Origin of the sequence: Streptomyces sp. NBC_00078, from assembly GCF_026343335.1 — a bacterium.
In the GTDB taxonomy this organism is placed as follows: Bacteria; Actinomycetota; Actinomycetes; order Streptomycetales; family Streptomycetaceae; genus Streptomyces.
Map to the genome: position 1 here is coordinate 3071820 of NZ_JAPELX010000001.1, position 12592 is coordinate 3084411.

The window sequence follows — 12592 nt, forward strand, 5'->3', positions numbered from 1 at the left end:
CCCAGCTTCTGGGGGGATGGTCTGTGACGAACTCGTTGCGGCCGCACGGCCAGAACAGAGCGCCGCTCCCTCCGGCACAGCCGCCGGCGTCGGGAGTGCCGAGTCCGCGCTCGCCGCAGGATCAGCAGAACAAAACCACCAAACCCGGCAAACAGCGCGACGCGTTCTTCGACAACGCGAAGTATCTGGCGATCGTGCTGGTGGCGATGGGCCATTCCTGGGAGCCCCTGAAGGGTGACAGCCGCATCCTGGAGGCCGTGTACACGGTGGTGTACAGCTTCCACATGCCGGCGTTCATCATCATCTCCGGCTACTTCTCGCGCAGTTTCGACATGCGCCCCGACCGCCTCAGACGCCTGGTCACCGGCGTACTCGTGCCGTACGTCGTCTTCGAGACGGCGTACTCCCTCTTCAAGCGCTACGGCGACCACGACCCGGGCATGGCGGTCAGTCTGCTCGACCCCTGGTACCTCACCTGGTTCCTGGTGGCGCTGTTCGTCTGGCGGCTGACGACCCCGCTGTGGAACAACCTGCGCTGGCCGCTGCCCATCGCGCTCGGTGTCGCGATGTTCGGGTCGGTCTCCCCGGAGATCGGCGACGACCTGGACCTTCAGCGCGTTCTGCAGTTCCTGCCGTACTTCGTGCTGGGTCTGTGCATGAAGCCCGAGCACTTCCACATGGTGCGCACCCGGAAGATGCGGATCCTGTCCGTGCCGGTCGTCGCGGCCGCGCTCGCTTTCGCCTGGTGGGCGGTGCCGCGCATGAACACCGCGTGGTTCTACCACCGTGACGCCGCCCAGGAGTTGGCCGCGCCGTGGTGGACCGGGCCGGTCATGGTGCTCGCGATGTTCGGCTGCTCGCTGCTGCTGACCGCCTGCTTCTTCGCCTGGGTGCCGCGCCGGAAGATGTGGTTCACGGCGCTCGGCGCGGGCACGCTGTACGGCTATCTGCTGCACGGCTTCGTGGTCAAGGCCGGTGACTTCTACGGCTGGTTCGACCACAAGTGGCTGCACCGGCCGCTGGGGGAGATCTTCGTGACGGTGGTCTTCGCTGCCGCCGTGACCCTGTTGTGCACCCCGCCGGTGCAGCGGGTCTTCAGGTTCGCGATGGAGCCCGAGATGAAGTGGGCGTTCAAGCGGGATGCTGCGGAACTCGCCCGGGAGCGGGAGAAGGCCCAGCAGCGCGAGAGGGCCAACGCCTGAGAGGCTGCCACCGCGTGCCCGGACCGCTACCGGGGCTGAACCAGGCCGAGAAGTGCGCGCATGTGTGCGTACTTCTCGGTCAGGCGTTCGCGGGTGGGCTCGTCGGTGAGGCGGGACAGACGGGCCGGGTCCGCGTTGTGCGCCAGGTCCGCCTCCTTCACCAGCAGTGCGCCCGGCGTGGCGAGGATCCGGGCCGCGTACTCCTTCGGCCCCTCCCCCACGCGCTTGGTGACCGCCAGCACGATGTCCTTCGTACGGCGGCTCAGCGCGGCCTCGTCCAGCCAACGCTCGGAGAGCGCGTCGTCCTCGACGGCGTCGTGCAGCCAGGCCGCTGCGATCTGTTCCTCGTCGCCGCCCCGCGCGCGGACGCCTTCGGCGACGGCCCGCAGGTGCTCGGCGTACGGCCGTCCCGCCTTGTCGGTCTGGCCCTCGTGGGCGGCGCGGGCGGTGGCCTCGACCTCGGCCAGGGTCATCGGGGTACGGGATGTTCCGGTCACTGCTCCAGTGTCTCCTTGCACAGCGCGGCGCGGGCCGGGAGGGTCGCCGCCGTCAGCCCGAGACCGTCGTCAGCCCGAGGACGACGATCCCGCCGGCGAACGAGCCGTACACCAGCGGGGCATGTACGGACCCTGCCCGGTCACTCCCTTCGTCATCGGCACCAGCGTGGCCGGTGCGATGGCCGCCGGCCGCACCGGCAGGACGACATTCTGCTCGGTCGTGAGCGGGAGAGGGAGAGGGAGAGGTCGATGAGGGCGGCCAGGCGAACGGGACGGGGCCAGGGGTGAACCCCACCCGCCGGCACCGCGGGCTCAGTGCGGCGTCGGCAGCTGGGCCGTCGCCGTCGGCCCCTCCCTGGAGATCAGCAGCAGCGCCCTGTCGTCGTTGACGTCCTTCGCCACCGCCTCGATGAGGTGCCAGGCGGCGCCGTGGAAGCCGCCGGCGACATAGCGGTCGGCCTCGCCTGTGAGGCGGTCTATGCCCTCCACGATGTCGCGGTCGGACGTCTCCACGAGACCGTCCGTGAACAGCATCAGCACGTCACCGGGGCGCAGCGAGCCCTTCACGGGGTCGAACTGCGCGCCGTCGTACACGCCGAGGAGCGGTCCCTCGGCCGCCTTCTCCTCCCAGCGCCCGCTGCCCGCGCTGAGCTGCAGCCCCGGGGGGTGTCCGGCGTTGTACAGCTCGTAGTCGCCGGAGTCGAGGTCCAGGACGAGGTGGATCGACGTCGCGAAGCCCTCGTCCCAGTCCTGGCGGAGCAGATAGCCGTTGGCCGCCGGGAGGAACGCGTGCGGGGGCAGCGAGCCCAGCAGGCCCCCGAACGCCCCCGACAGCAGCAGCGCACGCGACCCCGCGTCCATGCCCTTGCCCGACACGTCCGTCAGGACGACCTCCAGCGTGCGGCCGCCGTTGGTGCGGGCGGCGACCACGAAGTCGCCCGAGAAGGACTGGCCGCCCGCGGGACGCAGCGCCATCTCGCGGTGCCAGCCGATCGGCAGCTGCGGGAGCTTGCTCTGCACCCGGATGCGTTCGCGCAGGTCGAAGAGCATGGTGCCGCCGCGCCGCCAGGGCACGCCGACCCGGCTGCGGAACTGGGCGATGAGCAGACCGAAGAAGCCGCAGGCGGCGACCACCAGCACCACGCCGGGGGTGACACGGGAAGGGCCCTCCGTGTAGGGCCCCAGTTTCACCGACTCCACGATCAGTGCCGTGGCCGCGGCCGCGTACAGACCGAGCAGGCTCGCCGGGCGCAGCAGCAGGCCGCCCGCCACGATCGGGAGGACGAGGACGGCCGGGGAGCACCACACCGCGTTGGCGAGCGTGACGGCCGCGATCACCGGGACGGTGAGGAGCAGACCGGCCAGCGCGACCCAGTCCGAACCGTCCCCGCGGAAGTAGTCGACAGCGCTTCTGCGCAGGCCGACGCGGACCCGGTGCCACTGCATCTTCAACCGGGCCGTGAACGTCTCGGCTTCCGCGCGCCGCTCTCGTCCTGCTGCCATTAGTTCGGGACCCTATCCATCGGACCAGCTGCTTGGCACGGGAGGTCCCACTTGTCCCCCGTCCGAGGTTCAACTTCACAGTGAACTTCACAGAAAGGCGTTGCGGGTCCGGCAAGAGGAAATTCCCTCGCTCGTCCCGCAATGCCCTGGTAGGCATGGTTCATGGGCACTGACTTGCGCGTGCTGCGCCGGGACGACTGGGATGAGTGGTACGACAACCTGATCCGCGCCTTCGGCGGGAATCCGGAGTCCGCCGAGGAGCGGGAGCTGTGGCGCGAGTTCACCGAGACGGACCGTTCCCTGGGCGTCTGGGACGGTGACGTGTGCGTGGGGACGGCGGGAGCGTTCAGCTTCCGGCTGACCGTGCCCGGCGGGGCCGCGGTGCCCGCGGCCGGGGTGACCATGGTCAGCGTGGCGGCCACGCACCGGCGGCGCGGGCTGCTGACGTCGATGATGCGGCGCCAGCTGGACGACGTACGGTCGTGGGGCGAGCCGCTGGCCGTCCTGACGGCCTCGGAACCCGCGATCTACGGTCGGTTCGGGTACGGCGTCGGGACGTACAACGTCAACGCCGAGATCGACACGACCCGGGTCCGGCTGTCCGTGCCGCCCGGCACCGATGACGTACGGCTGCGGTACGTCTCGCCCGCCGAGGCGCTCGCCGCGTGCGAGGCCGTGTACGCGCAGCTGGTGGCGCGGCGGCCGGGCATGGTGGCGCGGATTCCGGGCTGGGAGAAGCTGTGGGTGCTCGACCCGGAGAGCGAGCGGGACGGTGCGTCGCCGCTGCAGTGCGTGCTCGCGGAGCGCGGAGGCCAGGTCGTCGGGTACGCGCGCTTCCGGATCAAGGACGACTGGGAGGCAGCGGGTCCCAAGGGCACGGTCGTGGCGCAGGACGTGGACGCGCTGGATCCGGCGGCGCACGCGGCGCTGTGGCGGTTCCTGTTCGACATCGACCTGACGTCGAAGATCGACGTGCGGCGCCGCCCGGTGGACGAACCCTGGCAGTACCTGGTCTCCGACATCCGGCGCTGCTCGCTGCTGGTCCGGGACTCGCTGCACGTACGGCTGGTGGACGTGGGCGCGGCACTCGGGGCCCGCACCTACCAGGCGCCGCTGGATGTGGTGTTGGAGGTCGAGGACTCCTTCTGCCCCTGGAACAGCGGGCGTTGGCGCCTGACCGGCGACCCGAAGGGCGCGTCCTGCGAGCGTACGCAGGATGCCGCCGATCTCACTCTGTCCGTAAGGGAGTTGGCGTCGGCGTATCTGGGAGGGGTCCCGCTGACGTCGCTGGCGGCCGCCGGGCGGGTGCGCGAGCTCCGACAGGGTGCACTGACCGAGGCGTCGGTCGCCTTCGGCTCACCGGTGATGCCCTGGCTGCCGCACGGGTTCTAGTGCCCCGACAGACGATGTGCCCGTGGGGGCGCGTGCCGGAGGTCGCGACCGGGGTGAACGTTGCTTGCCGGGGCACCGGGTCCTGCCGCCCCGTTCCCGTTGTCCGTCCACCCGTCCGGAGGGCGGGCGGGCGGGTGGGCTTCGGGGCTTGGGGAGCGGGGGTCAGGGCTGCTGGCAGGTGGGGCACCAGAAGAGGTTGCGGGCGGCGAGGCCGGCGGTGCGGATCTCGCCGCCGCAGATGTGGCAGGGCAGGGTGGCCCGCCGGTAGACGTACACCTCGCCGCCGTGGTCGTCGACGCGCGGCGGGCGGCCCATCGCCTCCGGGGTGTGCTCCGGGCGGACGGTGTCGATGCGGTTGTTGCGGACGCCCTCACGCATCAGCTCGACCAGGTCGGCCCAGACGGCGTCCCACTGGGCCGGGGTGATGTCCCTGCCGGCGCGGTAGGGGTCGATGGCGTGCCGGAAGAGGACCTCGGCACGGTAGACGTTGCCGACACCGGCGATCACCTTCTGGTCCATGAGGAGCGCGGCGATCGTCGTACGGCTGCGGGAGATCCGCCGGTACGCCGCCTGCGGGTCGGCGTCCGTGCGCAGGGGGTCGGGGCCGAGGCGGTCGTGTACCGCCTGCTTCTCGGGGTCCGTGATCAGGGCGCACGTCGTCGGGCCGCGCAGGTCGACGTACGACGTGGCGTTCGCGAGGCGGAGGCGGACCGTGTCGGTGGGTGGTGGCGCGGGGGCGTCACCGAAGGCGACCTTGCCGAACAGGCCCAGGTGGATGTGGACCCAGTCGCTGTCGCGGAAGCCCAGGAAGAGGTGCTTGCCGTGGGCTTCGCTGCCGGTGAGTTCGGCACCGTCGAGCAGTTCCGCGGCGTCGGAGAACTTGCCCTGGGGGCTGGTCACCCGCGGTGCCGTGCCGGAGAAGCGGCCGGCGTAGTCCGACGCCAGCCGGTGGATCGTGTGCCCCTCTGGCACGGTGCCTGTTCCTTTCGGGGACCCGGAGGGCGACGAGGTCAGTCCTGCTGCGGGTGGTGCGCCGGGATCGGAGGCAGGTCGCCCGTCGTCTCGTAGTCCGCGAGCATGTCGATACGGCGGATGTGGCGCTCGTCACCTGAGAACGGGGTGCCCAGGAAGGCCTCGACGAACTTCGTCGCCTCCTCCTGCGTGTGCATCCGCGCGCCCACCGCCACGACGTTGGCGTTGTTGTGCTGGCGGCCCAGCGACGCGGTCTCCTCGCTCCACGCGAGAGCGGCGCGCACGCCCTTCACCTTGTTCGCCGCGATCTGCTCGCCGTTGCCGGAGCCGCCGATCACGATGCCGAGGGACTCGGGGTCCGCGACCGTCTTCTCCGCGGCACGGAGGCAGAAGGGCGGGTAGTCGTCCTGGGCGTCGTAGATGTGCGGGCCGCAGTCGACGGGGTCGTGGCCTGCCGCCTTGAGCCACTCGACGAGATGGTTCTTGAGTTCGAGGCCGGCATGGTCGGAGCCGAGATACACGCGCATGGTTCCGAGTGTGACATGGGTGTTTCCGGGCAGCAGCCCCGGGTGTCAGCCAGGAAAATCCGGAGCCCAACCAAGGAACCTCAAGGAAACCTCAAGTAACGATCCGGATTCAAAGGTTCAAGAATTCCTTTGCCTCCGTTTCACTGGACCAACTCGTACGCCGCTCGTACGAAACCGCTCACCCGGCGCAAAGGAATTCCCCCATGACTGGTCTCCAGGCCGGCCTGAAGAACCGCCATCTGACGATGATCGCCATCGGCGGCGTCATCGGAGCCGGCCTCTTCGTCGGCTCCAGCTCAGGAATCGCCACCGCAGGACCCGGCATCCTCCTGTCGTACGCACTCGTCGGCACGCTCGTCGTCCTCGTGATGCGGATGCTCGGCGAGATGTCCGCGGCCAACCCGACCTCCGGCTCGTTCTCGGCGCACGCCGACCGGGCGCTCGGCCGCTGGGCCGGGTTCTCCATCGGCTGGCTCTACTGGTTCTTCTGGGTCGTGGTGCTCGCGGTGGAGGCCACCGCCGGTGCCAAGATCCTGGCGGGCTGGATGCCGGCCGTCCCCCAGTGGGGCTGGGCCCTGATCGTGATGGTGGTGCTGACCGCCACCAACCTCGTCTCCGTCGGTTCCTACGGTGAGTTCGAGTTCTGGTTCGCCGGGATCAAGGTCGTCGCGATCGGCGCGTTCATCGTCGTCGGCGGGCTCGCGGTCTTCGGTGTGCTGCCGGGCGTCGACAGCGACAAGGCCGGCCTGAGCAACCTCACCGCCCACGGCGGGTTCCTGCCCCACGGCCCCGGCGCGATCCTCACCGGTGTCCTGCTGGTCGTCTTCTCCTTCATGGGCAGCGAGATCGCGACGCTGGCGGCCGGCGAGTCGGAGAACCCGCAGCGCGCGGTGACAAAGTCGACCAACAGCATCATCTGGCGTATCGCCGTCTTCTACCTGGGCTCGATCCTCGTCGTCGTGTCCCTGCTCCCGTGGAACGACCCGTCGATCAAGGAGCAGGGCTCCTACGTCGCCGCCCTCGGCTCCCTGGGGATCCCGCACGCCGCTCAGATCATGAACTTCATCGTGCTGACGTCGGTGCTGTCCTGCCTCAACTCCGGCCTCTACACGGCCTCCCGGATGGCCTTCTCACTCGGTGAGCGAGGCGACGCGCCGAAGATCTTCGCGCGGACCACGTCCCGCGGTGTGCCGATGGCGGCGATCGTCGCGTCGGTGGTGTTCGGCTTCGTCGCCGTCTTCTTCAACTACAAGTTCCCGGACACGGTCTTCCTCTTCCTGGTCAACTCCAGTGGTGCGGTTGCCCTGTTCGTCTGGCTGGTGATCTGCTTCTCGCAGCTGCGCATGCGGAAGATCATCCAGGCCGAGGCGCCGGAGAAGCTGGTCGTGAAGATGTGGCTGTACCCGTATCTGACCTGGGCGACGGCCGGGCTGATCGTGTTCGTGCTCGGTTACATGCTCACGGACACGGAGCACGACGGGCGTGAGACCGTGCTGCTGTCGCTGCTGGTCGCGGCGGTCGTGCTCGTCATCTCCCTGGTGAAGCACAAGGTGGGCGGGGGCCGGGTCGTCGTCGACGGCACGTCCTCCGAGGCGGCGCGGGACGAGGTCAAGACCCGCTGACGTCGGTCGGCCGGCGTCGGTTCGGCCGACGTCGGCCGCAGGAGGGGCTCGCGGTGACCGCCGCGGGCCCCTCTCGCGCGTTCACAGAACTGTGAAGCTGTCCTTGACCTTGTCGTAGGTCTTGAGGGCCCCGGTTTCGTTCTCCGGCTGGTACCAGGTGTTGATCTGGTACGACTTCCCTTCCTGGTCGAACCCCAGCAGCCGGGCGTGCCACGGGACTTCCTTCAGCGTGAAGGTGTACTCCCAGACCACCGCCGGGTTGCCGCGGAACGTCGTCTTCTCCAGGCGGATCTTCTGGTAGTCCTGGCCCTGGTGGGCGTTCTCCTCCGACTTCTGCCAGGTCTCCATCAGGTCGCCGCGGGCGATGGACGACTTGCCCACGAGTTCCTGTGTGGCGTCGGGAGAGGTGTAGTGCACCTCCGACCCTGTCTGCAGATCCCGCCGCCAGCCCGCCGGAGTCGCCCACGCGAACCCACCGGCCTCCCGGTGTGTGCCCGGCGGCAGGCTCTGCGGCCTGGACGTGCCCTCGACGGTGGGCGACGAGCTGCCACCAGGTGTGGTGGCGGATGCGGACATGGACGGTGAGGTCGAGGAGCCCGCGCGATCGTCGCCGGGCGACCCGGAGTTCGGCAGGAGGACAACGGCGACCACGGCACCGGCGGCGGCCACTCCGACGGCGGCCACGATCCCGGCACGGCGCCGGCTGAGGCGGGGGGTAGCCGGGGCCGCGGGGCCGGGGGCCGCGGGGCGCGCGGGACCGGGGAGTTCGCCCTGGGGGGTGCGGAGGGGATGGGGGCCCAGAGCGGGGCGGGTGGCCTGTTCGGACGTGGGGGGCGGGCTCTGGCGGGAGCGAGGCGGCTCGGGAACGCGCGCGCTGTGCTGAGAGCCCTGGTGGACGTCGGCCGAGGAGCCGGAACCGTTCCCCTGCGCGGGGCGCTCCTCGGTGACCGGGTGGGGCGGACGAGCGAGACCCCGGACCGCCGCCGGGTCGCGGGCGACTGGGCGGGGCGCTCGCGCGGCCCGCACCGAACTCGGTGCCGTATCGCGAAGGGCGCTTCCTGGTGCGGCTGTTGACGGTGGGCGACCGGGACGCGGCACGGGCGGTGCTGGATCCGGCGTTCGCGCTGCTCGCGCCGGTCACGATCGGCCGTGCGCTCAACTTCGCGTTCGGCGCCGGCGACCGGACCGAGGGGCTGTACGACGCCGGGACGCGAAAGAGGCTCGCCGAACTGAAGGCGCGGTACGACCCGGCGAACCTCTTCCGCGCCAACTACAACGTCGGCACGTGAGCGACCGGCGCATCAGCAACCAGCGCTTCAGCGACCGGCACGTGAACAACCAGCGCGTCAGCGACCGGCACGTCAGCGACCGGCGCGTCAGCGCTTGTCGACGAGCTTCCAGGCGGTGGGCATGACCCCCATCGCCAGGGCTGCCTTCACGGCGTCGCCGATCAGGAACGGGGTGAGGCCGGCCGCGATCGCGGCGGAGACGGACAGGTCGGCTGCGTAGGCCAGGTACGGGACGCCGACGGCGTAGATGATCGCCTCGCCCAGCAGCATCGTGCCCGCCATGCGCGGCACCGAGCGGTCGGCGCCGCGGCGGGCCAGGGCGCCCACGACCGTGGAGGCGAGCATCATGCCGAGGATGTAGCCGAAGGAGACGGAGACACCCGAGGTGCCGCCGGCGAACCACGGCACACCGGCGAGGCCGGCCAGCGCGTACAGGACGAGCGCGCTCAGGCCCCGGCTCGCGCCGAGCGTCGTGCCGACCAGCAGGGCGGCGAAGGTCTGGCCGGTCACCGGCACCGGGGAGCCCGGGACGGGCACGGAGATCTGGGCCGCGAGGCCGGTGAGCGCGGCGCCGCCGAGCACGAGTGCCATGTCCCGGACGCGGGACGCGGGCAGGAGGTCGGCGAGGACCTCGCGGGGGCGGACGGTGGCGGCGGCGGTGCTCATGGGGACTCCGCGGGTGACGGGGGACGGCTGGGACACGGTGACGCTATCCCGGCGGCCCCGCGTCGATCACCGTCAGCGCTCGACAAAGCGTGGAACGGCGGCTTGGTGGACTCCAGACAAAGAGTGCCGCTTACACCGGTCTCGGCGTGATGCCGGTCACTGAGGCAGGGAGGCCGCGGTCACCCGGCCGGGTGCGGGCGAATCTGTGGGGTCTCACCAAATGAATCCTAGTGGACTGGTCGGATTCACCTTTTCTGGCCTACCCTTCGACCCATGGTTGCCCAGGCCCGGAACTTCACGTCGCGTCGCTATGTCGACCTGCGACGCCAGGGCACGGCCACCTGTCGCCGTTTGGTGTGAGGCGGCCCCGGAACGGTTTCGGCACGCCTCGCCCTCCGAGACATGTCGGCCCCGGTCCCAAGGACGGTCTCCCATGCCACGAACAGCGGCACCCCCTGTCACCTCCCCCGCCCCTGCCCCTGCCCCTGCCCCCGCCCCCACGGCCCGCCGCCGGACGAGCGCGAGCGTCGTGCTGCGGTCCGTGCTGGACCACGGCCCGGTGGCCCGCAGCACCATCGCCCGGCTCACCGGCCTGTCACCGGCGTCGGTGACGGACTACTGCGCCCGCTTCACCGAACTCGGCCTGATCCGCGAGGCGTCCGCGCCCCGGCGGTCGAACGGTGTGGGGCGCCCGCACGTCCCCGTCGACCTGGACGACTCACGGTTCGTGGTCGGCGGGGTGCATGTGGCCGTGCCTCACACCACGGTCGCGCTGCTCGATCTGCGCGGCCGGGTGGTCGCCCGGCGCGAGCTGAAGCACGAGAACACCGATCCCGGCCGGGTGCTGGCGCGGGCGGCCGACGGGCTCGCGGCGCTGCTGGCCGGCGCGCCCGGCTGCAGACCGCTCGGCGTCGGTGTGGCCGCCGGCGGCTGGGTGGACCGGGAGTCCGGGACCGTGGTGGAACATCCGTTGCTGGGCTGGCGGGATGTGGCGGTGCGCGAGGTGCTCGGCCGGCGTACCGGGCTGCCGGTCCATGTGGACGGACACTCCCGGGCGTTGGTCAACGCAGAGCGGCTGTTCGGCCTGGCACGGGAGAGCGGCAGCGTGCTGCACCTGTTCGTCGGCAACATGGTCGACGCCGCCTTCGCCACCCACGACGAGGTGCACCACGGCCCCCGCTCGCAGGCGGGCACGATCGCGCATCTGCCGGTGCCGGGCGGCACGGAGCCGTGCGCGTGCGGGCGAAACGGCTGCCTCCAGGCCGAGTTGAGCGAGCGGACGCTGTGCCGGCGGGCGCGCGAGGCGGGCGTCGTCGAGGGCGTGAACCCGATGCACGTGGTCGCGGCGGCGGCAGCGGGCGATCCGGAGGCCATACGGCTGCTTGTGGAGCGCGCGGCCGCGATCGGCCGGGCGGCGCGGCTGCTGCTGGACGTTCTCAATCCGGAGACGGTGGTCGTGACGGAGGTCGGGATCATTCACCGGGAAGACTGCCGGCGGGCGCTCCGCGATGAGGTCGGGGACGAACGCGCGGCTTCCGTCGTGCCGACGAGTTTCCCGGATTCCGTGCTCGCCGTGGCCGGTGGCTCGGTGGCTCTGGACGTGCTCTACCGGGATCCCCTGGCCGCGTCACCTGAGGCTATTTAATTCAGAAACTCCGAATATTGACAGGGATCGCCGATGACCGGGAACATTCTGCTCATGAGCCCCTTCGTGAGCTGTCGCACCCTTTGTTGCTGACACGTTGCCGCGTGTGAAGCGCTCATTTCCTCCTGCGTGAATTTCGTTCCTGGGCCTCCTTGCGCCCGGAATTCCGCGTGCTTTTCTGCCTTCTGAACTCACGGAGTCCTCCCATGCCTTCCTCTCCCCTGCCGGGTGTCGACCGACGGCTCTTCCTCACCTCGCTGCTCGGTGCCGCGGCCGGCGTCGCCGGGCTGAGCGGCTGCGCCGGCAGCAGCGCGGCCGCCGACGGCAAGGGCGTCTCGACCGCCCCGCTCGCCCACAAGGTCCCGGCCGGTACGAGTTTGAAGATCGCCTCGTATCTGGGCACACAGCAACTCCAGTTCAGGCTGGCCAAGTTGGACGACCCGCCGTTCAAGGTGTCGAACTGGCTGAACATCGGCGCCGGCCCGGATGCCATCAACGCGTTCCGCGCCAAGTCCCTGGATGTCGCCAACAATGCCGGGATTCCGCCGATCCAGGCGCACTACCAGGGATTCGACGCGAAGATCGTCGCGATCGAGATCACCCGCAAGCCCAACTACCTTTTCGCCACCAAGCCCGGCAGCGACATCCGGTCGGTCGCCGATTTCAAGGGCAGGAAGCTCGCCTTCTCGCAGGGGCAGGCCCAAGGTGTCGTGCTTCTGCGGGCATTGAAGAAGGCCGGACTGAAGTACGACGACGTCAAGCTCGTCCCGCTGACCAGCAACCAGTTCCTGACGGCCCTGCAGTCCGGCCAGGTCGACATCGCGCCACTCGCCAACACCCAGGTGCCCTCCTATCTGCAGCAGTACGGGTCCAAGGGCGCCCACGTCATCAAGACGGACGTCGTCGACCTGCTCAACCTGCTGTGGGCGCCGACCGCCGTGCTGAACGACTCCGCGAAGGCCGCCGCGGTCGCCGCGTACATCCCGTACTGGGCCAAGGGCCAGGTCTGGACGTACGAGAACCCCGACGCCTGGAACGAGGAGTTCTACGTCAAGACGCAGAACGTGACGCTCGCCCAGGCCCAGGGCATCACCAAGCTCGCCAACAAGCCTCTGTTCCCGCCGAGTTGGGACGAGGCGATCAAGTGGGAGCAGGAGACCGCCGATCTGCTGGCGGAGGGCGGCTTCGTGAAGAAGTTCGACGTGGCCACGCTCTTCGACCACCGCTTCGAGTCCATCGCCGCCAAGGCCGTGCCGGCGGAGTACCGGAGGTGACCG

11 protein-coding genes and 1 pseudogene are annotated in these 12592 nt (G+C 70.2%); 6 read left to right on the forward strand and 6 right to left on the reverse strand.

The window, feature by feature from the left end:
• The first annotated feature begins 23 nt into the window (after positions 1-23).
• Positions 24-1202, forward strand: coding sequence for an acyltransferase family protein (locus OOK07_RS14315; protein ID WP_405672088.1), 1179 nt, complete (start codon positions 24-26; stop codon positions 1200-1202).
• Between the two features lie 26 nt (positions 1203-1228).
• Here OOK07_RS14315 and OOK07_RS14320 read toward each other — a convergent pair whose 3' ends face one another.
• Positions 1229-1675 (reverse strand): HD domain-containing protein, encoded by a 447-nt coding sequence (locus OOK07_RS14320; protein ID WP_266801947.1) that lies wholly within the window; start codon positions 1673-1675, stop codon positions 1229-1231.
• A 336-nt stretch (positions 1676-2011) separates the two neighbouring features.
• Positions 2012-3202 (reverse strand): PP2C family protein-serine/threonine phosphatase, encoded by a 1191-nt coding sequence (locus OOK07_RS14325; protein WP_266680344.1) that lies wholly within the window; start codon positions 3200-3202, stop codon positions 2012-2014.
• Between the two features lie 162 nt (positions 3203-3364).
• On the opposite strand from OOK07_RS14325, the gene OOK07_RS14330 reads away from it, so the two are divergent.
• Positions 3365-4594: a GNAT family N-acetyltransferase gene (locus OOK07_RS14330; protein WP_266796790.1), complete on the forward strand. Its 1230-nt coding sequence runs from the start codon at positions 3365-3367 to the stop codon at positions 4592-4594.
• Positions 4595-4756: 162 nt separating this feature from the next.
• Here the strand turns inward: OOK07_RS14330 and OOK07_RS14335 are convergent, their stop codons facing one another.
• The gene (locus OOK07_RS14335; protein ID WP_266680345.1) at positions 4757-5566 is read right to left on the reverse strand and encodes an Fpg/Nei family DNA glycosylase; all 810 of its coding nucleotides are present in this window, start codon (positions 5564-5566) and stop codon (positions 4757-4759) included.
• 38 nt (positions 5567-5604) lie between these two features.
• Entirely contained in the window at positions 5605-6093 is a 489-nt protein-coding gene (locus OOK07_RS14340) for a ribose-5-phosphate isomerase (RefSeq protein WP_266680346.1), read from the reverse strand.
• 203 nt (positions 6094-6296) lie between these two features.
• On the opposite strand from OOK07_RS14340, the gene OOK07_RS14345 reads away from it, so the two are divergent.
• Positions 6297-7715, forward strand: a complete 1419-nt coding sequence (locus OOK07_RS14345) for an amino acid permease (RefSeq protein WP_266680347.1) — start codon at positions 6297-6299, stop codon at positions 7713-7715.
• A gap of 81 nt (positions 7716-7796) precedes the next feature.
• Here OOK07_RS14345 and OOK07_RS14350 read toward each other — a convergent pair whose 3' ends face one another.
• Entirely contained in the window at positions 7797-8399 is a 603-nt protein-coding gene (locus OOK07_RS14350; protein ID WP_266796792.1) for a serine/threonine kinase C-terminal domain-containing protein, read from the reverse strand.
• Positions 8400-8713: 314 nt separating this feature from the next.
• On the opposite strand from OOK07_RS14350, the pseudogene OOK07_RS14355 reads away from it, so the two are divergent.
• Positions 8714-9004 (forward strand): annotated as a pseudogene (locus OOK07_RS14355) (BBE domain-containing protein); the annotation flags it as partial.
• A gap of 87 nt (positions 9005-9091) precedes the next feature.
• Here OOK07_RS14355 and OOK07_RS14360 read toward each other — a convergent pair.
• Positions 9092-9670 carry a biotin transporter BioY gene (locus tag OOK07_RS14360; RefSeq protein ID WP_266796793.1) on the reverse strand — a complete coding sequence of 193 codons (579 nt, stop codon included), beginning with the start codon at positions 9668-9670 and terminating at the stop codon, positions 9092-9094.
• Between the two features lie 433 nt (positions 9671-10103).
• Between OOK07_RS14360 and OOK07_RS14365 the strand changes: the two genes are divergently transcribed.
• Positions 10104-11315 (forward strand): ROK family transcriptional regulator, encoded by a 1212-nt coding sequence (locus OOK07_RS14365; RefSeq protein WP_266796794.1) that lies wholly within the window; start codon positions 10104-10106, stop codon positions 11313-11315.
• 206 nt (positions 11316-11521) lie between these two features.
• The gene (locus tag OOK07_RS14370) at positions 11522-12589 is read left to right on the forward strand and encodes an ABC transporter substrate-binding protein (protein ID WP_266796795.1); all 1068 of its coding nucleotides are present in this window, start codon (positions 11522-11524) and stop codon (positions 12587-12589) included.
• Positions 12590-12592 lie beyond the last annotated feature (3 nt).